The sequence below is a fragment of the Pseudomonas sp. MWU12-2037 genome, assembly GCF_023242345.1.
Lineage (GTDB): Bacteria > Pseudomonadota > Gammaproteobacteria > Pseudomonadales > Pseudomonadaceae > Aquipseudomonas > Aquipseudomonas gingeri_D.
Genome location: NZ_JALLIZ010000004.1, coordinates 386,770 through 410,603, shown reverse-complemented (window position 1 = coordinate 410,603; position 23,834 = coordinate 386,770). Strand labels below are relative to the sequence as shown.

Annotated in this window: 19 protein-coding genes; 11 read left to right on the top strand and 8 right to left on the bottom strand. The window is 63.3% G+C overall.

Features of this window, described 5'->3' with window-relative positions; translation table 11 throughout:
* The first annotated feature begins 162 nt into the window (after positions 1-162).
* Complete coding sequence (locus M5B42_RS09905; protein WP_103499672.1) at positions 163-1,056, top strand: AraC family transcriptional regulator; 894 nt, start codon at positions 163-165, stop codon at positions 1,054-1,056.
* Here the strand turns inward: M5B42_RS09905 and cobA are convergent.
* The 7 genes from cobA to M5B42_RS09870 form a co-directional block, all read right to left on the bottom strand.
* On the bottom strand, positions 1,017-1,775 hold the full coding sequence (gene cobA / locus M5B42_RS09900) for a uroporphyrinogen-III C-methyltransferase (RefSeq protein ID WP_248745692.1): 759 nt from the start codon (positions 1,773-1,775) through the stop codon (positions 1,017-1,019). The genes M5B42_RS09905 and cobA overlap by 40 nt on opposite strands.
* Before the next feature lie 26 nt (positions 1,776-1,801).
* Positions 1,802-3,469, bottom strand: a complete 1,668-nt coding sequence (locus M5B42_RS09895; protein ID WP_248745691.1) for a bifunctional protein-serine/threonine kinase/phosphatase — start codon at positions 3,467-3,469, stop codon at positions 1,802-1,804.
* A 9-nt stretch (positions 3,470-3,478) separates the two neighbouring features.
* Entirely contained in the window at positions 3,479-4,690 is a 1,212-nt protein-coding gene (locus M5B42_RS09890) for a nitrate/nitrite transporter (RefSeq protein WP_152737098.1), read from the bottom strand.
* A 346-nt stretch (positions 4,691-5,036) separates the two neighbouring features.
* A complete protein-coding gene (locus M5B42_RS09885; RefSeq protein ID WP_248745690.1) occupies positions 5,037-5,612 on the bottom strand; it encodes an ANTAR domain-containing protein in 576 nt (191 codons plus the stop codon).
* Positions 5,613-5,627: 15 nt separating this feature from the next.
* Complete coding sequence (locus M5B42_RS09880; protein ID WP_248745689.1) at positions 5,628-6,821, bottom strand: CmpA/NrtA family ABC transporter substrate-binding protein; 1,194 nt, start codon at positions 6,819-6,821, stop codon at positions 5,628-5,630.
* Positions 6,822-7,018: 197 nt separating this feature from the next.
* Positions 7,019-11,137 (bottom strand): sulfite reductase subunit alpha, encoded by a 4,119-nt coding sequence (locus M5B42_RS09875; RefSeq protein ID WP_248745733.1) that lies wholly within the window; start codon positions 11,135-11,137, stop codon positions 7,019-7,021.
* Between the two features lie 11 nt (positions 11,138-11,148).
* A complete protein-coding gene (locus tag M5B42_RS09870; protein WP_177100258.1) occupies positions 11,149-11,370 on the bottom strand; it encodes a hypothetical protein in 222 nt (73 codons plus the stop codon).
* A gap of 493 nt (positions 11,371-11,863) precedes the next feature.
* Between M5B42_RS09870 and nirB the strand changes: the two genes are divergently transcribed.
* Positions 11,864-14,425 (top strand): nitrite reductase large subunit NirB, encoded by a 2,562-nt coding sequence (gene nirB, locus M5B42_RS09865; RefSeq protein ID WP_248745688.1) that lies wholly within the window; start codon positions 11,864-11,866, stop codon positions 14,423-14,425.
* Positions 14,425-14,796 (top strand): nitrite reductase small subunit NirD, encoded by a 372-nt coding sequence (gene nirD / locus M5B42_RS09860; RefSeq protein WP_248745687.1) that lies wholly within the window; start codon positions 14,425-14,427, stop codon positions 14,794-14,796. Before nirB ends, nirD begins: the two co-directional genes overlap by 1 nt.
* A 237-nt stretch (positions 14,797-15,033) precedes the next feature.
* Here the strand turns inward: nirD and M5B42_RS09855 are convergent, their stop codons facing one another.
* Positions 15,034-16,698 (bottom strand): electron transfer flavoprotein-ubiquinone oxidoreductase, encoded by a 1,665-nt coding sequence (locus tag M5B42_RS09855; protein WP_248745686.1) that lies wholly within the window; start codon positions 16,696-16,698, stop codon positions 15,034-15,036.
* A 562-nt stretch (positions 16,699-17,260) separates the two neighbouring features.
* Between M5B42_RS09855 and M5B42_RS09850 the strand changes: the two genes are divergently transcribed.
* From M5B42_RS09850 to M5B42_RS09815, 8 genes are all read left to right on the top strand, one after another.
* Positions 17,261-18,010 carry an electron transfer flavoprotein subunit beta/FixA family protein gene (locus M5B42_RS09850; RefSeq protein ID WP_152737091.1) on the top strand — a complete coding sequence of 250 codons (750 nt, stop codon included), beginning with the start codon at positions 17,261-17,263 and terminating at the stop codon, positions 18,008-18,010.
* Positions 18,011-18,012: 2 nt separating this feature from the next.
* A complete protein-coding gene (locus M5B42_RS09845) occupies positions 18,013-18,942 on the top strand; it encodes an FAD-binding protein (RefSeq protein WP_248745685.1) in 930 nt (309 codons plus the stop codon).
* Positions 18,943-19,010: 68 nt separating this feature from the next.
* On the top strand, positions 19,011-19,832 hold the full coding sequence (locus tag M5B42_RS09840; protein WP_248745684.1) for a transporter substrate-binding domain-containing protein: 822 nt from the start codon (positions 19,011-19,013) through the stop codon (positions 19,830-19,832).
* 10 nt (positions 19,833-19,842) lie between these two features.
* Positions 19,843-20,199: a DUF4398 domain-containing protein gene (locus tag M5B42_RS09835; protein WP_178129733.1), complete on the top strand. Its 357-nt coding sequence runs from the start codon at positions 19,843-19,845 to the stop codon at positions 20,197-20,199.
* Positions 20,196-21,011, top strand: a complete 816-nt coding sequence (locus M5B42_RS09830; RefSeq protein ID WP_152737089.1) for an OmpA family protein — start codon at positions 20,196-20,198, stop codon at positions 21,009-21,011. The genes M5B42_RS09835 and M5B42_RS09830 overlap by 4 nt, the downstream gene beginning before the upstream one ends.
* Positions 21,012-21,343: 332 nt before the next feature.
* Positions 21,344-22,786, top strand: coding sequence for a PLP-dependent aminotransferase family protein (locus M5B42_RS09825; protein ID WP_100940706.1), 1,443 nt, complete (start codon positions 21,344-21,346; stop codon positions 22,784-22,786).
* A 103-nt stretch (positions 22,787-22,889) separates the two neighbouring features.
* Positions 22,890-23,405: a hypothetical protein gene (locus M5B42_RS09820; protein ID WP_248745683.1), complete on the top strand. Its 516-nt coding sequence runs from the start codon at positions 22,890-22,892 to the stop codon at positions 23,403-23,405.
* Between the two features lie 149 nt (positions 23,406-23,554).
* On the top strand, positions 23,555-23,809 hold the full coding sequence (locus M5B42_RS09815; protein ID WP_248745682.1) for a YkgJ family cysteine cluster protein: 255 nt from the start codon (positions 23,555-23,557) through the stop codon (positions 23,807-23,809).
* Positions 23,810-23,834: the final 25 nt, after the last annotated feature.

Here is a 23,834-nt window from a genome sequence, read left to right as displayed (position 1 = left end):
TGTGACGGTTGAGGCGATGCATTGTCGGCGTCGAAGCTGGACACGGCCATGGCGATTCCTCCGCGTGTCTTGCCTATTCCTCCGGTATCGCGATTTCGCCATTCGCCTGTGTCCCCGGACCTGCGAAGATGTTCCCATCCCTTTTTCCGTGAAGTTTTTGCCATGCAGCTGACCCGTCATCTGGACGCCAATGCCCCCCTGGTTGCGCTGATCGAGCCCCTGGCCACCCGTGACGGCTTCGTCCCGACCCTGTTGCCGGGCGTGCAGGTGTTGCGCGTCGGCTGTGATGTGGCCCGTGGTCCGCAGATCTACGAGCCGAGCCTGATGATCATTGTCCAGGGCAGCAAGCTGGCCTACCTGGGGGTGCGGACCCTGGAGTATGGCGCCGGACACTATCTGATCCAGGCCCTTTCGGTGCCCTTCGAGTGCGAGACCTTTGCCGGCAGTGATGGCGCACCCCTGCTGGGGATTTCCGTTGCTATCGACCGGGCGGTGCTGGGGGAGCTGGTCTTGGCCATGGGTTTCAACCATGACAGCCCGGCGGCGGCCCAGACCCCGGAATCCATGGCCTCGGTGGTGCTGGATGACAGCATGCGCGGTTGCGTCGAACGCTTGCTGCGTTGCCTGCGGGACCCGCTGGAGTGTCGTGTCATGGGTGAGGCGCGGGTGCGCGAGTTGTTGTTCGCCGCCTTGCGCGGGCCGCAGTCGGAAGTGTTGCGTGCGCTGGTGGAGCAGCAGGGGCATTTTTCCCGGATCGCGGCGTCCCTGGGGCTTTTGCATGCCCATTACACCGAGCCCTTGAATGTCGAGACCCTGGCCAGTTGCGCGAACATGAGCCTGTCGACCTTTCACGAGCATTTCAAGCGCGTCACCCTGCTGTCGCCGGTGCAATACCTCAAGCGCCTGCGCCTGCTCAAGGCACAACAATTGTTGCTGGCCGACGGCCTCGGTGTGGCGCAGGTCGCCCATCGGGTCGGGTATCAGAGCTCCTCGCAGTTCAGTCGCGAGTACAAACGCTACTTCGAACGCAGCCCCGGGGACGAGCGGGCGGCTTGAACCTGGCTTGACGCGCAGGCCGCCACCTCGCCGATCACCAGGATCGCCGGGCTCTTGAGTTCGAACGCCAGGGCATCCTCGTGCATATGCGCCAGGTCGCTGCGGCACTCCCGTTGCAGGGGCAGCGAGGCGTTTTCGATCAGTGCCACCGGGGTGCGGCTGGCGAGTCCGGCGGCGATCAGGCTGCCGCGTATTTCCGCCAGCTTGGCCACGCCCATATACACCACCAATGTTGTGCCGCTTTGCGCCAGGGCGGTCCAGTCCAGTGGGCTGTCGTCCTGGGTGTGGGCGGTGACGAAACTCACGCCGCGGGCCACGCCGCGCAAGGTCAGCGGGATGCCGAAGTGGGTGGCGCCGGCCAGGCCGGCGGTGATGCCATTGACCACTTCGACCTCGATCCCGCGGGCTTGCAGCCAGTCGGCTTCTTCACTGGCGCGGCCGAAGATGCACGGGTCGCCGCCCTTGAGGCGGACCACCGATTTGCCCTGGCGGGCGTAACGCAGCATTAGCCGATGGATAAAGGCCTGCGGCGTCGAGCGGCAGCCGCCGCGCTTGCCCACGGCAATCACCCGGGCGTCGGGGCAATGTTCGAGCACGGCGCGATTGACCAGGTCATCGACCATCACCACCTGGGCGCCCCGCAGGACGCGCGCCGCCTTGAGGGTCAAGAGCTCCGGGTCACCGGGGCCGGCGCCCACCAACCAGACTTTGCCATGCATATTCAGTTCTCCAGGAGAGGTTCGCTTCAGCCGTGCAGTCGCCAGGCCAGCAGGATCAGATTCAACAGCAGGGAGCCAAGGGCCAGGGCGCGCCAGACCTTGATTGGCTCGCGCTCCAGCAATGGACGGGGGCGCGGTGCCGGCAAGTGTTCGGCCTGTTGCAATGCCAGCAGCCATTCTTCGGCGGTTTCGTAGCGCTGGGCCGGGTCGCTGGCCAGGGCTTTGCCGAGGCTGTGTTCGAGCCAGTCGGGCAGGTCCGGACGATAACGACTGGCCGGCACCGGCGAGCCGAACCTTGGGCGTTGGAAAGCTTCGATTTCGCCATAGGGATAGTGCCCGGTCAGCAGGTAATACAGGCTGACGCCGACGCTATACAGATCCTGCGCCGCACTCGGTGGCGCACCGCCGTAGGCTTCCGGGGCGATATAGCTGGGCGTGCCGGGCAACTCGGCATCGCGCTGGCGGTTCAGGCCGGGGCAGTAGGCCAGTCCGAAGTCCAGCACCCGCAGCTCGCCGTCGGTCCCCAGCAACAGGTTTTCCGGCTTGATATCACGGTGCAGGAGATTGCGCCGGTGTAGCAGGCCCACTGCCCGCAGCAGTCGTAACGCCAACTCCAGCCCCTGGTTGAGACCCAGTTGGCCGTGGGCGTCGAAGTGTTCGGCGAGAGTTATCCCCGGGTATTCGCGCATCAGGTAATACAGGTGTTGACGCTGCTCGGCGGGATGCACTTCGGGGAAGTGGCGGCCCGTCATGCGCCGCAGGAACCATTCCTCCAGCAGCAGGCTCTGGAGCGCGGCCGTGTCGTCCTGGCGTTGCACTGGCAGGGTCTTCAGCAGCCAGGGTTGCTGCTGTGCATCGTGGACCCGGTACAGCAGCGACTGGCGGCTCTGTTTCAACAGGCCCTCGACCTGCCAGCCCTCGAACCACTGCCCCGGTTTCAGTGTCGGAGGCAGCGGCCATTGCTCGGCTTGCCCGAGCAGATCGTCGAGATCGGTGTCGGCCAGTTCATCGATGCGCACCAGTACGGCACTGGCATTGTCCTGGCTGCCGGACCGATGCGCGGCCTCGACCAGGGCCAGAGTTGCCTGGTCCAGCGGCAGGTCACGTTGCAGGATATCGATGATCGAGGCGTCGCTGAGGGTGGCCCAGACCCCGTCACTGAGGATCAGGAACTGTTCGTCCTGGCGCAGCTCGCCTTCCAGGTAGTCGACCACCAGATGCTGTTCCAGGCCCAGCGCCCGTTTCAGCACATGCTGCATGCCGGCCTGGTCCCAGACGTGATCTTCGCTGATGCGCTGCAACTGTCCGGCAAACCAGCGATAGACCCGGCAATCACCGATATGCGCGAGGGTGAATGAACGGCCGCGCAGCACCAGCGCACTGAGGGTGGTCAACAGCGGTGACTGCCCGCCATGGGCATGCAGCCAGCGATTCTGCGCCAGCAGCAGCCGGTCCAGGGCTTGCGACACGCCCCAGGTCGGCGGCGTGGCGTAATAATCCAGCGCCAGGGCCTGCAAGGTCGAGCGCGCGGCCAGGCCGCCGTCGGCGCACTGGCTGACACCGTCGGCCAGGGCGAACAGATAACCCTTGCTGGCGGCCAGGGCGGCTACCGGGATCACCAGGCGCGTCGCATCCTGGTTCTGCTCCCGGGGGCCGCTGGCGCTGGCCTCGGCGTAGCTGAGTTGCAGACCCATGGTCCTGGCTCAGACCCGGGCGGCGGAAAAGGCCGCCGAACCCCAGGTGGTTCTCCAGCGGCGCTTGACCCCGTACAGGCCGAACCAGGCGATCAGCCCCAGGCTGGCGAACAACCACAGGGCGAGCTGGTAGTCACCGGTACTCTGCTTGATCGCTCCCAGCCCTGCCGTGAGCAGAAAACCGCCGATACCGCCGGCCATGCCGACCAGGCCGGTCATCACGCCGATTTCCCTGGTAAAGCGCTGCGGCACCAGTTGGAACACTGCACCGTTGCCCGCGCCGAGGCCGAGCATGGCAATGACGAACAGCGCCAGGGCCGCCACCGAGCTGGACAGGTGGAAGCCCACCACGCCGATGCACAGGGTGGCGATGGCGTAGGTGCCGAGCAGGGCCCGAATCCCGCCGAAACGATCCGCCAGGGCGCCGCCCAACGGACGCATCAGGCTGCCGGCGAACACGCAGGCGGCGGTGTAATAACCGGCGGTTTGCGGGTTGAGGCCGTACTGGTCATGGAAGTAACCGGGCAGGGCGCTGGCCAGGCCGATAAAACCGCCGAAGGTGACGCTGTAGAAAAACATGAACCACCAGCTGTCACGGTCGCCGAGGGCGTTCAGGTAGTCGGCCATGGATTTGGCCTTGGCGCGGTTGGGCGCGTTGCGCGCCATCAGGCTGAACAGTACCAGGGTCAACACCAGGGGAATCAGGGCCAGGCCGAACACGTTGACCCAACCGAAGGCGGCGGCCAGCAGCGGTGCCGCCAGGGCGGCGATCACGGTGCCCGAGTTGCCGGCGCCGGCGATGCCCATGGCCTTGCCCTGGTGCTGCGGCGGATACCACTGCGACGCCAGGGGCAGGGCGACGGCGAAGGAGGCCCCGGCCATGCCCAGGCACACACCCAGCAGCAGGGTTTGTTCATAGCTGTGCACGCCCAGTTGCCAGGCCGCCAGCAGGGCCACGATGACAATCACCTGGCCGATGATGCCGGCGGTTTTCGGTGACAGCTGGTCGGCGAGCATGCCCATGATAAAGCGCAGGATGGCACCGGCCAGGATCGGCGTGGCCACCATGAAGCCACGCTGTTGGGTGGTCAATTGCAGGTCGGTGGCGATCTGCACCGCCAGTGGCCCCAGCAGGTACCAGACCATGAAGCTCAGGTCGAAATACAGAAACGCCGCGAACAGGGTCGGTGTATGGCCGGCTTTCCAGAAACTGTTGTGCATCTAACACCTCATCTGCCAAAGGGTTCAACGAAGGCTCGGAACCTGCGCACGGGTGATGTTCACCGGCCGCCTGCCCCCGTTTACCGACGCTAAAAACGCAAAAACGCCGCATCCCGGTTCGTTTGCACGAAGGGGATTGCGACGTCTTTGTCGGAGTGGGGCAGCCGCCGTTGGCTACCGGGTATTGCCTGAGCACTATATGTGCCAGCTTTCAGTTTGAGTTCATTCAGCGCTCAAGCGCGGCCTTTGCAGGGCGTTGCCCGTGGCGTGGGGGCGAGTCGAGGGGAAAAAGTCCGTGCCCCACAACGCAGCCCGTTGATGCGGCTGTGCTGCGTTGCGGTGCATATCACTCGAGCAGTTCGCTCATGGCGATCACCTGCTCGGCGACCTGGATCAGCTTCTGCTGTTTGCTCATGGCCTGGCGGCGCATCAGGGTATGGGCGGCGGCCTCGTCGCAGCCCTTCATCTTCATCAGCAGCCCCTTGGCCATCTCGATGCGCTTGCGCTCAGCGATCTGCTGGTCGCGGGCCTGCAACTGCGCGCGCATGTGCTGGTCGCTTTCGAAGCGGGCCATGGCCACGTCCATGATCGGCTGCAGGCGCTGGGACTGGATGCCTTCGACGATATAGGCGCTGACCCCGGCCTTGATCGCCTGGCGCATCACGGCGGGGTCGTGTTCGTCGGTAAACATGACGATCGGTCGCGGTTGATCGCGGCTCAGCAGCACCACCTGTTCGAGCACGTCACGGCTGGGGGAGTCGGTGTCGATCAGCAGCACATCCGGGCGCACCGCCTCGACCCGCGCGGGCAGGTCTATGGTCAGGCCGGATTCGTCGACCACCTCGAAACCGGCTTCGCTCAAGGCCGTGCGCAGGCGCCCGAGCTTTTTCGAGGTGTCGTTGATCAGCAGGATTTTCAGCATGACGGCCAGCTCCTGTCAGTGATCATTGAGGGCATGCAGGGCAAAACCACGGGCGTAGGCCTCGGGGTCGGAACCGTCCCAGACCTGGCCGTCGAGCAGTCGGCTGCTGCGCATCGGGGTGCCGGGCATGGGAATGTCCAGGGCGTTCGCGGCGCGGCTGTAAAGGTCGAGTTGCTGGACCTGGCTGGCCACGCCCAGGTAATCCGGCGCCTCGCGCAGCAGGCCCCAGCGGCGGAACTGGGTCATGAACCACATGCCGTCGGAGAGGTACGGGTAGTTGGCCGCGCCACGGTCATGGAAGGTCAGGGCATGGGGATCTTGCCAGTGCCGGCCGAGGCCGTCGTCGTAGCGACCGAGCAGACGTGGCTCGATGCTCGCCAGGGGCGCGTCGAGGTAGTCGCTGCCGCTGAGCAATTGCGCGGTGCTGCGCAGGTTTTCCTGGCTCTCTTCGATAAAACGGCTGGCTTCCAGGATCGCCATCACCAGGGCTTGCGCGGTGTTGGGGTATTCCTCGACGAAGGCGCGGGTGCAGGCCAGGACCTTTTCCGGATGGTCCGGCCAGATCGCCTGGCTGGTGGTCAGGGTAAAGCCCTGGCCCTGCTCGATGGCATGGGCGGCCCAGGGTTCGCCGACACAGAAGCCGTCGATGCGTCCGGCTTGCAGGTGTTCGAGCATTTGCGGTGGCGGTACCACCACACTGTTGACGTCTTCCAGCGGGTGGATGCCCTGGCTGGCCAGCCAGTAATACAACCACATGGCGTGGGTGCCGGTGGGGTAGGTCTGGGCGAAGGTCAGTTTGGCCTGGCCGTTGCGGGCACGCTGTTGCAGGGCCTGGGCGCTGGTGACGCCGGCGTTCTTGAGCGGTTGCGAGAGGTTGATGCTCTGGCCGTTCTGGTTCAGGCCCATCAGCACCGCCATGTCGGTGGCCGGTGTGCCGCTGATGCCCAGTTGGATGGCGTAGATCATGCCGTACAGGCCATGGGCGGCATCCAGTTCGCCGCTGACCAGCTTGTTGCTCAGGCCGGCCCAGGAGTTCTGGCGCTGCAGATTCAGCGTCAGGCCATAGGGCTGGGCGAAGCCCTGGGTGGCCGCGACCACCAGGGAGGCGCTGTCGCTCAAGGGCATATAGCCGAGGTTGAGCACGTTCTTTTCCGGGGCATCGCTGCCCGCTACCCAGGCCAATGGTGACCTTGCTAAATCGTTGTGCATGCGGTGATTCCTGAAGCTGTGGGGCTGACGCCTGTCACAAGGCGGAGCAATAGTTATGCCGATAGCCGTCGGTCAAGGCCGAACACGCTCCCTTGTAGGAGCATGGCTTGCCAGCGAAAGGGCCCGCGAGACCGCCAGAAGCTTCGCAGGCAAGCCCTGCTCTTACAGTTTTGCGGTGTATTGAATATTCCGCTCACTCAATAGACATCACGCAGATAGCGTCGATCCTTGCTCATGGCACTGACATACAGTCCCGCCGCACCAGCGCTCATCCGGCCGTGGACCTGGACGATTTTCTTCAGCGCGGCATCGACATCCTTGGCCATGCGGCTGGCATCGCCACAGACATAGACGCTGGCCCCTTGCTCCAGCCAGCTCCAGAGCTGCGCGCCGGCTTCGAGCATGCGCTGCTGCACGTAGATCTTTTCAGTCTGGTCACGGGAGAAGGCGGTGTCCAGGCGGCTCAGGTGACCGCTGCGCAGCCAGGCCTCCAGTTCCTCGCGGTAGTAGAAGTCGCTGGCGGCGCGTTGTTCGCCGAAAAACAGCCAGTTCCTGCCCTCGGCGCCCTGGGCCTGGCGTTCCTGCAGGAAGGCGCGAAACGGCGCGATGCCGGTGCCGGGGCCGATCATGATCATCGGCGTGCGCGGATCTTGCGGGACCCGGAAGTGCGTGGTGCGCTGGATAAACAAGCGCACGCCGGTGCTGGTGGCGCGATCGGCGAGAAAGCTCGAACAGACCCCGCCACGGATCTGTTCGCGATGCCGGTAGCGCACGGTGGAAACCGTCAGGTGCACTTGCGCCGGGGTGACTTTCGCACTGGAGGAGATCGAATACAGCCGTGGCTGCAAGGGCTTGAGCAGGCTGAGCAACTGGCTGGCGCCGAGGCTGATGGGGAATTCGTGCAGCAGGTCCAGTAGTTGCCGGCCCCAGAGCCAATCCTTGAGCCGGGCCTGGTTGGCTTCCTCCTGCAATTCGTCCAGCCAGGGACTGGGGCAGAGCCCGCAGACCCGGCGCAAAATCTCCGGGGTGATCCGGGTGATATCCAGGTGATCGAGCAGGGCTTTGCGCAATGTCATCGGCGCCTTGTCCTTGAGCGTGACCCCGCTGTCGCCGTCCAGTTGCAGGATATCCAGCAGCTTGTCGACCGACTCCGGACAATTGCTCGGCCAGACGCCGAGGGCATCGCCGGCCTGGTAGGGAAAGTCCTGGTCGCCGAGGTCGAACACCAGATGGCGGGTTTCCTTTTCCGCGCCGGGGGCATTGAGCACCTGGTTGTGCAGGAGGCGGGCGTGCAAGGGGTGATGGCGGCTGTAGGGGCTGGCGATGTCGGTCAGGGCGGGTTGTGTGACAGCGTTGGCGACTATGGTCGGGGGCGCGGACGGGCCGCTGAGCGCCGTGCACAGGGTTGTGAGCCAGGGTTCGACGGCTTGCTGGGCATCCTGCTCGCACTCCAGGCGCGGCAGCAGGCGTTCGGCGCCGAGTTCGCTCAGGCGCTCGTCGAGCTTGCGGCCGAAGCCGCAAAACTGGTCGTAGTTGGTGTCGCCCAGGGCCAGCACGCTGTAGCGGCTTTGCGCCAGGGCTTGGCCCTCGGCACCTTGCAGGGCCTGCCAGAAACCTGCGGCATTGTCCGGCGGGTCGCCGTCGCCAAAGGTGCTGGTGACCAGCAATACGCTGCTGGCGGCGCGCAGGTCGTCAAGGCCGGCCTCGTCCATGGCCCGCAGGCGGGTCCGTTGGCCGGCGCTGTCCAGGCGCTTGGCGCAGGCCTGGGCCAGTTCTTCGCTGTTGCCGGTTTGTGAGGCCCAGAGCACTAGCCATTCAGCGGTGGGGGCCTGGAGGTCGGCGGCGGCCCGTGGTTCCAGCGCGGTGCTCGCCGTACGGGAAAACAGCCCGGCAAGCAGGCCATTGAGCAGCAGGCGTTTGTCGGCGCCAAAAGGCGCGCTGGCGGGCAGGGTGGGCACGCCCGGCGCCTTGGCCTCGGCACTGCGCAGGCCCAGCAGGTAACCCTGCATATACAAGTGTTCGTCGGCGGCCAGGCTCAGCTCTGCCGGAATATCGAGGTTGAGCAGGCGGGCGAAAGCGTTGATCTGCATGGGGGAAACATTCTCCGGGGCGGCAGCCGAGGCGTCGGTCAGCGCGAGTTCGGGGACAAGGCGGGTGGGTTCTGGAACCAGGGCCAGCAGGTTGACCGCACAGAACTTGAAGGCCGGCTGCAACGACACTGGGTCGATGGCATCGCTGGTCACGGTATTGATCGCCAGGTTGTCGCCGAACACATCGTTCCAGTGAAAGGGTGCAAAACAGTTGCCCGGCCGAACCCGCTCGGTGATCACTGCCGGGAGTACCGCACGGCCCCGCCGCGAACGGATTTGCACCGGGTCGCGTTCCTTGATGCCCTGGCGTGCGGCATCCTCGGGATGAATTTCCACGAAGGGGCCGGGGTTGAGTTTGTTCAGGGTCGCCACCTTGCCGGTCTTGGTCAGGGTGTGCCATTGGTGCTGCACCCGCCCGGTATTGAGCACCAGGGGGAATTCCTCATCGGGCATTTCCGCTGGCATCAGGTGCGGCCGGGCAAAGAACTGCGCCTTGCCGCTTTCGGTCGGGAAGGCGATTGCCGGTTGCTGGCCGTCCTGGTCGTATTTCAGCGCCTGGCTGAGGCCGTTGTTGAGATAGCGGATCGGATTGCGCGTGGGCCCCCGGGCCTCGGCACACGGCCATTGCAGCGGTTGCTCGCGCAGGCGGGCATAACTGGCGCCGCGCAGGTCATAGCCGGTCTTGGGGTTCCAGGCCTGTTTGATTTCCTCGAACACCGCCTCGGCGCTGTCATAGGTAAAGGCCTCGGCATAACCCATTTCACAGGCCACGCGGGCGATGATCTGCCAGTCGGGGAGGGTTTCACCGGGTGGCTGCACGGCTTGTTGCATCAGGGTCAGATTGCGTTCGGAGTTGATCATCACGCCTTGCGCTTCGGCCCACAGGGCGCCGGGCAGGAGGATATCGGCGTAGCGGTTGGTTTCGGTATCCAGGTAGGCGTCCTGGCTGATCACCAGTTCGGCGGTTTGCAGTGCCTCGATAACGTTCTGCCGGTTGGGCACGCTCGCCACCGGGTTGGAGCAGATAATCCAGCAGGCCTTGATGCTGCCGGCGCGCAAGGCCTCGAACATGGCCACCGTGCCTTCGCCGGCTTCGGCCCGCAGGCTGCCGGGAGCCAGTTGCCAAAGCTGCTCGATAAAGGCACGGTCATCAGCCACCAGCGCCGAGCGCTGACCCGGCAGGCCGGGGCCCATATAGCCCATCTCGCGACCGCCCATGGCGTTGGGTTGCCCGGTCAGGGAAAACGGCCCGCTGCCAGGGCGGCAGAGGGTGCCGGTGGCCAGGTGCAGGTTGCACAGCGCGTTGGTGTGCCAGGTGCCTTGCACGCTCTGGTTGAGGCCCATGGTCCAGCAGCTCATCCAGTTGGCCGCCTGGCCGATCCACTGCGCGGCCTGGTGCAGGTCGGCCTCGGCCAGGCCGGTCAACTCGGCCACCCGGGCCGGTGGGTAGTCTTCGAGGAAGTCGGGCATGACTTCCCAGCCTTCGGTGAAGGCGGCGATAAAGTCGCGGTCGTCGTGGCCGTTTTTCACCAGCAGGTGCAGCAGGCCGTTGAGCAGGGCGAGGTCGGTGCCCGGTTTGATCTGCAGGAACAGGTCGGCCTTGTCGGCGGTGCCGGTGCGCCGCGGATCGACGACGATCAGCCTGGCCCCGGCCTTGACCCGGTCGAGCAGGCGCAGAAACAGGATCGGGTGACAGTCGGCCATATTCGCGCCGATCACCAGGAACAGCTCGCTGTGCTCGAAATCCTCATAGGAGCCCGGCGGGCCGTCGGCCCCCAGGGACAGTTTGTAGCCACTGCCAGCACTGGCCATGCACAGGCGCGAGTTGGATTCGATATGGCGGCTGCGGATAAAGCCCTTGGTCAGTTTATTGGCCAGGTACTGGGCTTCCAGGGACATCTGCCCGGACACATAGAGCGCCACGGCGTCCGGGCCATGGCTGTCGATAATGTCCCGCAGGCGTTGGGCGGTGGCGCTGATGGCCTGGTCGATACCGACGCGCGCCGGGTCGCGGCTGCGTTGCGAACGCAGGAAAGCGTGCTCCATGCGTCCGGAATTGGCCACCGCCTGGCCGCAGGTGCTGCCCTTGGTGCACAGGCGACCGAAGTTGCTCGGGTGTTGTTTGTCACCCGAGACCTTGACGATCAGGTTGTTCTCGACCTGCATGACGATGCCGCAACCCACTCCGCAATACGGACAGACGCTGCGCACGGTGTTGCTGGCCAGGTGGGTATCGGTCATGGTGCGTCCTCGGGGTTGGAAACCGGGTCCGGCAGAAACGAAAAAAGCGCCTGCTGCTCCACGTTTTTCAACGGGAGCGGCACGGCGCCTTTGTCGTGAATGTTGCCTGAAGAGTGAAATACACAGCCATCGACGTTGATGGCCTGGTCAGGCTGTAGCAATGCGCGCGCCAACTGCTTCGGTGGTGGTCGACAGGGTGCGTTGGATAAGGCTGACATGGGGTGAGGCCTGTGCGCTGGCGCAACTCCGGGAGATGAAAATCGGCGTCCTGATGGGGCGAGTCGAGTCTTGTTGCACTGTTTTGGCGCTTTGTTGCCTGGTTGGGCTTGAACTTTTCCCAACGTCAGTCAGCTAAGGAAATGGGCTATTGAAAACACCGCGCAACTGTAGGAGCAGGGCTTGCCCGCGAAGCTTCTGCGGTCTGGCGGGCCCCTCCGCGGGCAAGCCCTGCTCCTGCAAGGGGCGTGTCAGGCCTTTGTTTTGGGGCCTTGGCACAAGCGATGCATAGCCCCTTGCACCTCACCGCGATGGCGCGAGTGGGATGCCCCGTCGATCAACGGCGATCGTTTGGCCGCAACCGGCCCGGGTAAACATGACTGCGTCGGGCCCACGGGCCGGCAGCACGAACAGGCAAAGGCGCCTGGAACCTTTTGGTTCCGGGCGCTTTTTTTTGCCTTCGAAAAACCGGATTGGCTTTGACGGATGCTTCCTATGAACAGCTATTCAGCGACCTCGAACAACCGGCCCTCTCTGTTGGTGATCGGCAACGGCATGGTGGGTCATCACTGCGTCGAGCAACTGGTCGAGCGCGGTGCCCTGGCGCAGTATCGGATTCATGTATTCAGTGAAGAACCGCAGCGCGCCTATGATCGCGTGCATTTGTCCGAATACTTCAGCGGTCGCGATGCTCAAGCCCTGGCTCTCGGCGATATCGCGCTGTACCAGACCCCGGGTGTCACCTTGCACCTGGGCCGCGCGGTGCTGGAGATTGATCGCGAACGTCGCGAGGTGATCACCGCCGGCGGCCGTGTGGCCTATGACAAGCTGGTGCTGGCGACCGGTTCCTTTCCCTTCGTTCCGCCGATTGAAGGCGCCGAGGGCGACTCGCGGCTGGTCTACCGGACCCTGGGTGATCTCGACCGCATCCGCGACGCGTCTAAAAATGCCCGGCGTGGCGTGGTGGTCGGTGGTGGCCTGTTGGGCCTGGAAGCGGCCAATGCCCTGAAGTCCCTGGGTCTCGAAGCCCATGTGGTGGAGTTCGCGCCACGGCTGATGCCGGTCCAGCTGGATGAGCAGGGCGGTCAGGCGCTCAAGGACCGGATCGAGGCGCTGGGGGTCAGTGTGCACCTGTCCCGTGGTACCCAGTCGATCAGCACCGGCAGTGAATACCGCTACCGGATGAACTTCGCCGGCGAGGATTTCCTCGAGGCCGATCTGATTGTGTTTTCCGCCGGTATCCGTCCGCAGGACGCCCTGGCCAAACAGTCTGGTCTGGAACTTGGTCCACGTGGTGGCGTGGCCATCGACAGCCAGTGCGTCAGCAGCGATCCGGACATCTACGCCATCGGTGAATGCGCGGCCTGGAACGGCGGCATCTTCGGTCTGGTCGCTCCGGGCTACCAGATGGCCCGCGCGGTCGCCACGCAACTCTGCGGTGAAGACAGCGAGCCGTTTATGGGCGCGGATATGTCGACCAAGCTCAAGTTGCTCGGCGTCGATGTCGGCTCCATTGGCGATGCCCATGGCGCCACGCCAGGTTCACGCAGCTACCGCTTTATCGATGAAGCCAGTGCCAGCTACCGGCGCCTGGTGGTGTCCGCCGATGGCAAACGCGCCTTGGGTGCGGTGCTGGTCGGTGACAACAGCTATTACGACACCCTGCTGCAGTACGTCAGCAACGGTATCGACCTGCCCGCCGACCCGGCCGGGCTGATCCTGCCGCTGGGCGAGGCGGCACCGGCCCTGGGCGTGGATGCCTTGCCCGCGACCGCCACCGTGTGTTCCTGCCATAACGTCAGTAAAGGGGCGATCTGTTCGGCCATCGACGGCGGTTGCAGCGAGCTCTCCGAACTCAAGGCCTGCACCCGCGCCGCCACCGGTTGCGGCGGTTGTGCCGCGCTGCTCAAGCAAGTCTTCGAGCACGAGTTGAGCGCCCGTGGTGTCACGGTGGACAAGAGCCTGTGCGAGCATTTCGCCCATACCCGCCAGGAGCTGTACGCGATTGTCCGGGTCGAGCGCATCGAGTCCTTCGACGCGTTGCTGGCCCGTCACGGCAAAGGCCATGTCGGTTGCGATATCTGCAAGCCGGCGGTGGGTTCGATCCTTGCCTCGTGCTGGAACCAGCCGATCATGGACCCGGCGTTGGTGCCGTTGCAGGATACCAATGACACCTTCATGGCCAACATGCAGAAGAACGGTACCTATTCGATCATCCCGCGTATCGCCGGCGGCGAGATCACCCCGGACAAACTGATCGCCCTCGGCGCGGTGGCGAAGAAATACGACCTGTACACCAAGATCACCGGCGGCCAGCGGATCGACCTGTTCGGCGCCCAGTTGCACGAATTGCCGCAGATCTGGGGCGAGCTTGTGGATGCCGGATTCGAGACCGGTCACGGCTACGGCAAATCGCTGCGCACGGTGAAGTCCTGCGTCGGCAGCACCTGGTGTCGTTATGGCGTGCAGGACAGCGTCGCCATGGCCCTGCTGCTGGAGAACCGCTACAAGGGCGTGCGTGCGCCGCACAAGTTCAAGCTCGCGGTTTCCGGCTGCACCCGCGAATGCGCCGAGGCCCAGAGCAAGGACATCGGCGTGATCGCCACCGACAAGGGGTGGAACCTTTATGTCGCCGGCAATGGCGGCATGCGTCCGCGGCATGCCGAGCTGTTCGCCACCGATCTCGATGACGCGACCTTGATCCGCTACATCGACCGCTTCCTGATGTTCTACATCCGCACCGCCGACCGCCTGCAGCGCACCTCGGTGTGGCGTGAAAGCCTGGAAGGTGGCCTCGACTATCTCAAGGCGGTGATCATCGATGACAGCCTGGGCCTGGCCGACGAGTTGGAGGCGCAGATGAATCTGCTGATCGATCGTTACCAGTGTGAATGGGCCAACGCCCTGCGGGACCCGGAGAAGCTCAAGCGCTTCCGCACCTTCGTCAATGACACCGGCGGCGATCCCGCCATCCGTTTCGTCGAGGAGCGCGGCCAGCGTCGTCCGGCCCGAGCCGATGAACTGCAACTGATCCCTGTCGCCGAGGAGTTGAACTGATGAATGCCACGACCCTGGAACGTCCGCAGAATGCTGTGGAATGGAAAACCCTGTGTAATCGCGCCGATTTGGTGGCTGATTCCGGAGTGGTCGCCTGGCTTGACGGCGCCCAGGTGGCACTGTTCCATCTGCCGGCTATCGGCGCTGGCGAGCAGGTCTTTGCCATCGATAACCGTGATCCGAAATCGGGGGCCAATGTGATCGGCCGTGGCATCGTCGGTACGCTGAAGGGCGAGCTGGTGATTGCCTCGCCCTTGTACAAACAGCACTTTCGTTTGGCGGATGGCGTGTGTGTCGAGTACCCCGAGCAGCGCTTGCGGGTCTGGCCGGTGCGCTTGAATGGCGATCGGGTGGAGGTGGGGGTGAACTGAGGCACAGCGCTAGAGCGTGAGGGCGCTAAAAGCTTCGCGGGCAAGCCCTGCTCCTACAGTTAAACGTCGATCACTGATGTTGTGTACGACACGACATTGTAGGAGCAGGGCTTGCCCGCGAAGAGGGCCTTGAGGACGCTACAAGCTCTGCGGATAGCACAAACTTCAGCCAGACTTGAGATCGTTCTTGAGTAAGCAGAAAGGCCCCCGAAGGGGCCTTTCTGTTGTGCCGCGGACTTACATATTCGGATAAGTCGGGCCGCCGGCGCCTTCCGGGGTGACCCAGGTGATGTTCTGCGAAGGGTCCTTGATATCACAGGTCTTGCAGTGCACGCAGTTCTGGGCGTTGATCTGGAAGCGCTTGGCACCGTCTTCCTGGGTGATCACCTCATACACACCGGCCGGGCAGTAACGCTGTGCCGGCTCATCATAGAGCGGCAGGTTCTTGCCGATCGGAATGCTCGGGTCCTTCAGCTTCAGGTGGCAGGGCTGCTCTTCTTCATGGTTGGTACCCGAGATGAACACCGAGCTGAGCTTGTCGAAGCTGAGCTTGCCGTCCGGTTTCGGATAATCGATTTTCGTCGAGTCCTTCGCCAGCTTCAGGCAGGCATAGTCCGGCTTGGTGTCGTGCAGGGTGAACGGCAGTTTGCCGCCGAAGATATTCTGGTCGAGCCAGTTGAAACCGGCGCCGACGATCGGGCCGAACTTGTGCATCGCCGGGCCGAAGTTGCGGCTGGCGAACAATTCTTCGTACAGCCAGCTCGATTTGAACGACTCGACGTAGCCGTGCAGCTCATCGCCACCCTCGGCACCGGCCAGCAGCTTCTCGGCCACGGCTTCGGCGGCGAGCATGCCGGACTTCATCGCGGTATGGCTGCCCTTGATCTTGGCGAAGTTCAGGGTGCCGAGGTCGCAACCGATCAGCGCGCCGCCGTTGAAGACCATCTTCGGCAGCGAGTTCAGGCCGCCCTTGCAGATGGCGCGGGCGCCGTAGCTGATGCGCTTGCCGCCTTCCAGGTACTGCTTGAGCACCGGGTGATGCTTGAGGCGCTGGAACTCGTCGAACGGCGACAGGAAGGTGTTGCTGTAGGACAGGTCGACGATCAGACCCACCACCACCTGGTTGTTTTCCAGGTGATAGAGGAACGAGCCGCCGGTGTTCTCGGCGCTCATGATGTCCAGCGGCCAACCGGCGGTGTGCACCACCAGGCCTGGCTCATGCTTGGCCGGATCGATTTCCCAGATTTCCTTCAGGCCGATGCCGTAGTGCTGGGCATCGGCATCGCTGTCGAGCTTGAAACGCGAAATCAGCTGCTTGCCGATATGCCCACGGCAGCCTTCGGCGAACAGCGTGTACTTGCCGCGCAGTTCCATGCCGGGGGTGTAGAGGCCGTCTTTCGGATGGCCTTCACGGTCGACACCGAGGTCGCCGGTGATGATTCCGCGAACCACGCCGTTCTCGTCGAACAGCGCTTCCTGGGCGGCGAAGCCCGGGTAGATTTCCACGCCCAGGTTCTCGGCCTGCTGGGCCAGCCAGCGGCACAGGTTGCCCAGGGAGATAATGTAGTTGCCTTCGTTGTGCATGGTCTTGGGCACAAAGAAGTCGGGAACCTTGGTCGAGGTCTCGTGACTGCGCAGGACATAGATGTCGTCGCGCTTGACGGGAGTGTTCAGCGGCGCGCCGAGCTCTTTCCAGTCCGGGAACAGTTCGTTCAGGGCCCGTGGCTCGAACACCGCGCCGGAAAGGATATGGGCACCGACCTCGGAACCTTTCTCCACGACGCAGACGCTGATTTCCTGACCCGCTTCGGCCGCTTTCTGTTTCAGCCGGCAAGCGGCGGACAGGCCTGCGGGGCCGGCACCGACGATGACCACGTCGAATTCCATGTATTCGCGTTCCACAGACTCTCTCCTACTCAAGGCTCACATTTTTCTAATTGGAGGTTTGGTGTCGCGCTCCAGTATTCCTGCACCACGTCGGGAGGAGGATCACGGATGAGACATCTTTCTCTCTAGGCGGCGCATTATATCTACACCACTACCAGCGTCCAATACAAACGTTTGTTTGAATTCGCTGCAGGCTAGATAAATCAAAGAAGCGCGGCTTATGACTGGCCATTTTGCCGTATTGACCGGAATGGGCGTTCCGGTCAAGATACGGGCGGTTTCGCGCTCGCCGTAGGCTGAATCAAGGATTCAGGAGCCCCTCTAAAGACAGGGCGAAGGCAGTGGGAAGTACAGCGGCATGCCGTTCTGGCGCGGAGTTTACACGCCTTGACGGTTCATGACTGCCCGGTCACGTCCGACGGACGGTATAGGGTGGTCGGCGTTGGTATTTTCCTTATCAAGTGCCGGCGTTTTTGGAGGTGCCCTTGTGCTTCTTATGGAGTCGTGCGCCGTTGAGCATCAACCGCCAGGATGAGTCCTGGCGATTTCCTTTTCACCGGAGAGTAACGAGGAATCCATGAAGGTTCTTGTAGCTGTCAAACGCGTTGTCGATTACAACGTCAAGGTCCGCGTCAAGGCGGACAATTCCGGCGTCGACCTCGCCAACGTCAAGATGTCGATGAACCCGTTCTGCGAAATCGCAGTGGAAGAAGCGGTACGCCTGAAGGAAAAAGGCGTCGCGACTGAAATCGTCGTCGTCTCCGTTGGTCCGTCCACCGCTCAGGAGCAACTGCGTACCGCGCTGGCCCTGGGTGCCGACCGTGCCATCCTGGTTGAATCGGCTGAAGAGCTGACCTCCCTGGCCGTGGCCAAGCTGTTGAAAGCCGTTGTCGACAAGGAACAGCCACAACTGGTGATCCTCGGCAAACAGGCCATCGACAGCGACAACAACCAGACCGGCCAGATGCTGGCAGCCCTGAGCGGTTACGCCCAAGGCACCTTCGCTTCGAAAGTCGAAGTGTCGGGCGACAAGGTTGCCGTGACCCGCGAAATCGACGGCGGCCTGCAGACCGTGTCGTTGAGCCTGCCGGCCATCGTCACCACCGACCTGCGTTTGAACGAGCCGCGTTATGCGTCCCTGCCGAACATCATGAAAGCCAAGAAGAAGCCGCTTGAAGTGCTGACTCCGGATGCTTTGGGCGTTTCCACCGCCTCCACCAACAAGACCCTGAAAGTCGAAGCGCCGGCTGCTCGCAGCGCCGGTATCAAGGTCAAGTCGGTGGCTGAACTGGTCGAGAAACTGAAAAACGAAGCGAAGGTAATCTGACTATGACTATCTTGGTAATCGCCGAACACGACAACAAGGTCGTGGCCCCGGCCACCCTGAACACCGTGGCGGCTGCCGCGAAAATCGGTGGCGATATTCACGTGCTGGTTGCAGGCCAGGGCGTGGCTGCCGTGGCTGAAGCTGCCGCGAAAATCGCTGGCGTGTCGAAAGTGCTGGTGGCCGACAACGCCGCCTACGCCCATCAACTGCCGGAAAACGTCGCTCCGCTGGTTGTCGAGTTGGGCAAGGGCTACAGCCACATCCTGGCTGCTGCCACTTCCAACGGCAAAAACATCCTGCCACGGGTTGCCGCGCAGCTGGACGTCGACCAGATCTCCGAGATCATCTCGGTGGAAAGCGCTGACACCTTCAAGCGTCCGATCTATGCCGGTAACGCCATTGCCACCGTGCAATCGAACGCCGCCGTCAAGGTCATCACCGTGCGTGCCACCGGTTTCGACCCGGTTGCCGCTGAAGGTGGTTCGGCCGCGGTTGAAGCCGTCGCCGCGGCTCATGATGCAGGCAAATCGTCGTTCGTCGGCGAAGAGCTGGCCAAGTCCGATCGTCCTGAACTGACCGCTGCCAAGATCGTCGTTTCCGGCGGTCGTGGCATGCAGAACGGTGACAACTTCAAGCACCTGTACGCCCTGGCCGACAAGCTCGGTGCTGCGGTGGGGGCTTCCCGTGCTGCCGTCGACGCCGGTTTCGTGCCGAACGACATGCAGGTCGGCCAGACCGGCAAGATCGTCGCGCCGCAGCTGTACATCGCCGTCGGTATCTCCGGCGCGATCCAGCATTTGGCCGGTATGAAGGACTCCAAGGTGATCGTCGCGATCAACAAGGACGAAGACGCACCGATCTTCCAGGTCGCCGATTACGGCCTGGTGGCGGACCTGTTCGAAGCCGTACCCGAGTTCGAGAAGCTGGTCTGATCCAGCGGCTTGGCTTATAAAAGAACCCGGCCTTTTGGCCGGGTTTTTTTGCAAGGGAGATTCACGTCATGGACAGGCTTCGCGCCGTTGCGCTGTCACTGCTGCTGGGCTTGCCCGTATTGGCCCCGCAGGCCCAGGCACTGGGCAAATGCGAGCGCCTGATCGTCACCGGCAGCCCGGATTCGCCGCCGTACCTGTGGCGCGATCCGCAGGACCCGGTGCACCTGATCGGCGCCAGTGCCGATCTGCTGCGCCAGGTGGCGGGGGAGTTGGGGCTCAAGGTCGAGGTGCTTTACGGCGGCAAACGTGCCCAGGCCCAGGAAGAGGTGCGCAGTGGGCGTATGGATCTGCTGGTGGATGCGCCCATCGCCCTCGATGAGCTGGATTCGCTGGACTACATCCACCCGGCGCTGGTGCGCAACGACTTCCTGGTCTGGACCCGCAAGGATTCGCCGCTGCTCTACAACAGCGCCGAGGACTTGCGTGGGCACACCGGGGCGATCTCGGAAAAGGCCCGGCTGACCCAGCCGTTCAGCACTTTCAGCAAGGAGCGCCTGACCCTCCAACGTACGCCGGCCTTGACCCCGGCTTTCCATAAGCTGCTGCTGGGCGAGGTCGACTACGTGCTGGCCGGGCGTTATGCCGGCATGGTCACGACCCAGGCCCTGGGCATGGCCAACGACCTCAAGGCCTATCCGCAACCGGTCGACCAGCCCGGTCTGTTTCTCGCCGTTTCCCACAACTCGGCCTGCAATGATCCCTGGTTGCGCGGACAGTTGGCGAAAAAGATGACAGAATTGCCCGCCTCCGGCCTGACCGAAGCCGCGCTGCAGCGCAATCTGGAGCGTTGGAAGGCGCAGTTGCAACCGGTCAGCGCCCCAAAACCGTAGGGATTTTTTTGTGAGTATTCGACCTCTATTTGCGGCCCTGGCCGTGCTGGCGCTGGCGGGCTGTGCCACCGACCCGGCGCCGAACGAGCAGATGCGCCTGACCGAGCGCGCCATCGCGCAGGCCCATGCCGTCGGGGCCAACGCCAACGATGTCCCTGAGCTGAAAATGGCCGAGGACAAGTTCCGCCGGGCCAAGGCCAATATGCTCGAGGATGCTTTCCGTGGTGCCCGGCGCAAGTCTGAACAGGCCGAGCTGGATGCACGCCTGGCCGAAGCCAAGGTCCTGACCGAGAAGAGCCAGGAGCAGGTCACGCTGCTCAACACCCGCATCACGCGCCTGCGCAAGCAACTGGAGACGGCTCAATGATCTATTCGAGCGCAAGGGCGGGGGGCCTGTTGTTGCTGGCCTGTGTCGGCTTGTACGGTTGCGCCGGCCAGAACGACAGCGAGGCGGCCTTGCAGGCGGCGTCGGCGAGTTTCCAGAAGGTCAAGGAAGACGCCAATGTGCTGCGTTATGCGCCCAAGGACGTGATCCGCGCCGGTGAATCCCTGTCCCGGGCCGAGCGCCTGTCCGGCTATCTGGGCAGCGCCGGTGATGTCGAGCACTACGCCTACCTGAGCGAGCGTTATGCCGACATTGCCCGAGAACACACCGAAACCGCGTTGAACCAGGAGCGGGCGGCCAAGCTGGAACTGGAGCGTCAGCGCCTGCAACTGGCGTTGCGCGAAAGCAAATTGCTCAGCGTGCAGCAGCAGGGCAAGTGGGTAGAAGAGCAGATCGCCAGCCTGACCAGTAACCAGAAGGATCGCGGCCTGGTGATGACCCTCGGCGATGTGCTGTTCGACACCGGTGAGGCGGAACTGAAGAACTCGGCCAACCGCACGGTGCTCAAGCTGGTGCAGTTTCTCCAGCTCAACCCGCGTCGTATCGTGCGTATCGAGGGCTACACCGACAGCACCGGCGATGCCGACGGCAACCTGAAACTGTCTCGCGAGCGCGCGCAGTCGGTGGCCGATATGCTGGTGGACCTGGGGATCGACGAGAAGCGTATCCAAGTCGAGGGCTACGGCGACCAGTACCCGGTGGACGTGAACGCCACCGAACGTGGACGGGCACAGAACCGTCGGGTTGAGATTGTCTTTTCCGACGAGAAGGGCCAGCTCGGCGCGGCGCGCTGACGGCTGTCGGTTTGCAACGAAGACCCGGCCCCCTCAAGGCGCCGGGTTTTTTGTGCCCGTTACCCCCTTGAAAACACCGTGCAGTCCTGTAGGAGTCCGGCTTGCCGGCGATGGCGTCCGGGCGGGCAGCGCAAGGCTCGAGGACCTCATCGCTGGCAAGCCGGCTCCTACAGGGGAATGGGGTGTTTGCGCGATGGTAGCTGCCCGTACAGTTTTACTTCTCTTGCCACTGTATTGTCGACTATTGTAGAAACTGTGCCAGTACACTTTTGAACTGTTCCGGTATCGTTGCTTCCAAGAATAAAAATGCCGTTGAAACCGAGTGCCGCTTCATGACCAACCTATTGCTCTACCAACGTATTGCGCAGCAGCTCGCCGAGGATATCCGGCGGGGCGTCTATCAGCCGGGTGAGCGGGTGCCGTCGGTGCGCAAGATGAGCTCGCAGCTCAATGTCAGCCACGCCACGGTGCTGCAGGCCTATGCCAACCTGGAAGACCAGGGGCTGATCCGCGCGCGTCCGCAATCGGGCTATTACGTTCACCAGACCCCGGCCCTGACCGCGCCCACGCCGGACATCGCCCGGGTCGAGCGACCAGGGCTGGTCACCCGCAGCAGCATCATCCAGCAGGTGCTGGTCGAGTCCCGTCGTGAAGGGGTGTTTCCCTTCGGCGCGGCGGTGCCGTCGGTGGATTACCTGCCGGTGCGCGCCCTGCACCAGCAATTGGCCAAGGTCACGCGCTTCCACAGTCCGCGGGCCTTCAGCTACATGTTCAGCCCCGGTTTCGAACCCTTGCGCCGCCAGGTGGCGATTCGCATGCGCGATGCCGGGGTGGTGATCGACCCATCGGAAGTGGTGATCACCCACGGTTGTGTGGACGCCCTGCAAATGTCGTTGCGGGTGCTGACCCGGCCGGGCGACCTGATCGCCGCCGAATCGCCGACCTATTACGGTCTGCTGCAACTGGCCGATCTGCTGGGCCTGAAAGTCATCGAGATTCCCAGCGACCCGTCCACCGGCATGAGCCTGGAGGCTCTGCAACTGGCGGCCAACCAATGGTCGATCAAGGCCCTGGTCTTGACCACTCGTCTGAGCAATCCGCTGGGTGGAACCATGCCGGAAGAGCGGCAGAAGCAACTGCTGCGCCTGGCCTCGGACTTCGATATCCAGATCGTCGAAGACGATATCTATGGCGAGCTGATGTTCGAAGTCGGCCGGACCAAGGCTCTCAAGGCCTATGACCGGCTGGACCGGGTGATCTACTGCTCGAGCTTTTCCAAGACCCTGTCCCCCGGCGTGCGCATCGGCTGGATGATCGCCGGCAAGTTCCAGCAGGAAATCCAGCGCTTGCAGACCTTCAGTACCCACTCGGCGTGCAGCGTGACGCAGATGGCGGTGGCGGCCTACCTGGAGAACGGCGGCTATGACCGACACCTGCGTTATATCCGCCAGGAGTACCGGAAGAACCTGAGTGCCTTTCAATTGGCGGTTCAGCAGTTCTTCCCGGAAGGGACGCAGATGACCCGGCCCACCGGCGGCTTCATTCTGTGGGTCAGCCTGCCCGGACGGGTCAACACCCAGGAGTTGCATGTGCGGGCGCTGCAGCAGGGCATCAGTATCGCCCCGGGGTTGATCTTCAGTAACACCGAGCAATTCAACCACTGTATCCGGCTCAACTGCGGGATCCCCTGGAACCGCGAGGCCGAACGGGCATTGATGACCCTCGGCATGCTGGCCAGCCAGCTGTGCCAGGAGACCGCGGCGGGGCTTTTGTAACGGGATGGCTACAGGAATGGACGGCCCCGGATGATCGCCTGCTTGTCAGGAGGCGTTCAACAGGCGAGCATATGCGCCCTCTGTCGTCCACGTCGTAGAGCCTATGAAAGCGACTTTTTCCATTCGTTTGCTGTTGATGATCCTGCTGACAGGCATGGGCGCGGGGGTGGCTGTGACGGCGCAGGCCCAGGCCAGCAGCGTGCCCGCGACGACGGAGAAGCCGCTCGGGACCCCGGCCAGCAGCGTCAAGCTGATGAAGAAAAAGCCGCTGCCGAGTAAACGGGCAACAACCCGGAAGGCGCCGCCGGGCAAGGCCAAGCGACGTGCACCGATTGCCGCCAAGGCCGTGCCGGCCAGTGACGCGCTGAACACCAAGCTGCCACCGGCCCAGCTGGATCTGAGTCTGCCCCAGGAGATGGTCAAGCGTCTTGAACCGGTGGGCGCAGTGCCGTTGTCGAAAAGTCGGCCGTTGTTACCGCAGCTATTCGAAAAAACGCCTGAACAGACACCTTTCCAGCTCAACGGGCGCTTGCTCAAGAATGAGATGGACCTGCAGCTGCGTAACGAAAACCGCAAGGAAGTCGACGGTGCGGCCCTGGATTTTGAATTCAAACAGTAAAACGGCCTCTCCCTGCACAACGCTTCGTCGGTGACTGCCCGGTCATGGGGCTTATCGGTGAAAAACAATTATGCGACCAATTTTAAACAGCCGTTTTAGCGGTTACTCTGTCTTCCACACACCGTTTCCCTTGTCAGGAGCTTGTCGTCATGAAGTGCCGTGAGGGCTGTGGCGCTTGTTGCATCGCCCCTTCCATCAGTACACCGATTCCGGGTATGCCCAACGGCAAGCCGGCGGGAGAACGTTGCGTGCAACTCTCGGTCGAAGGTCTGTGCGGCCTGTTTGGCAAGCCTGAACGGCCCTCTGTGTGCGAGGCTTTCCAGGCCGATCCCGAGGTGTGCGGTAGCAGCAGTGAAGAGGCTATCCGCTTGATCGGCTGGTGGGAGCAAATGACAGCGGCTTAAGGTGTGTTCAATGACCGGAACTTCA

Coding starts and splice junctions, on each gene's coding strand:
- M5B42_RS09905 (WP_103499672.1), top strand. CDS start 163: ATGCAGCTGACCCGTCATCTGGACGCCAATGCCCCCCTGGTTGCGCTG.
- cobA (WP_248745692.1), bottom strand. CDS start 1,775: ATGCATGGCAAAGTCTGGTTGGTGGGCGCCGGCCCCGGTGACCCGGAG.
- M5B42_RS09895 (WP_248745691.1), bottom strand. CDS start 3,469: ATGGGTCTGCAACTCAGCTACGCCGAGGCCAGCGCCAGCGGCCCCCGG.
- M5B42_RS09890 (WP_152737098.1), bottom strand. CDS start 4,690: ATGCACAACAGTTTCTGGAAAGCCGGCCATACACCGACCCTGTTCGCG.
- M5B42_RS09885 (WP_248745690.1), bottom strand. CDS start 5,612: ATGCTGAAAATCCTGCTGATCAACGACACCTCGAAAAAGCTCGGGCGC.
- M5B42_RS09880 (WP_248745689.1), bottom strand. CDS start 6,821: ATGCACAACGATTTAGCAAGGTCACCATTGGCCTGGGTAGCGGGCAGC.
- M5B42_RS09870 (WP_177100258.1), bottom strand. CDS start 11,370: ATGTCAGCCTTATCCAACGCACCCTGTCGACCACCACCGAAGCAGTTG.
- nirB (WP_248745688.1), top strand. CDS start 11,864: ATGAACAGCTATTCAGCGACCTCGAACAACCGGCCCTCTCTGTTGGTG.
- nirD (WP_248745687.1), top strand. CDS start 14,425: ATGAATGCCACGACCCTGGAACGTCCGCAGAATGCTGTGGAATGGAAA.
- M5B42_RS09850 (WP_152737091.1), top strand. CDS start 17,261: ATGAAGGTTCTTGTAGCTGTCAAACGCGTTGTCGATTACAACGTCAAG.
- M5B42_RS09845 (WP_248745685.1), top strand. CDS start 18,013: ATGACTATCTTGGTAATCGCCGAACACGACAACAAGGTCGTGGCCCCG.
- M5B42_RS09840 (WP_248745684.1), top strand. CDS start 19,011: ATGGACAGGCTTCGCGCCGTTGCGCTGTCACTGCTGCTGGGCTTGCCC.
- M5B42_RS09830 (WP_152737089.1), top strand. CDS start 20,196: ATGATCTATTCGAGCGCAAGGGCGGGGGGCCTGTTGTTGCTGGCCTGT.
- M5B42_RS09825 (WP_100940706.1), top strand. CDS start 21,344: ATGACCAACCTATTGCTCTACCAACGTATTGCGCAGCAGCTCGCCGAG.
- M5B42_RS09820 (WP_248745683.1), top strand. CDS start 22,890: ATGAAAGCGACTTTTTCCATTCGTTTGCTGTTGATGATCCTGCTGACA.
- M5B42_RS09815 (WP_248745682.1), top strand. CDS start 23,555: ATGAAGTGCCGTGAGGGCTGTGGCGCTTGTTGCATCGCCCCTTCCATC.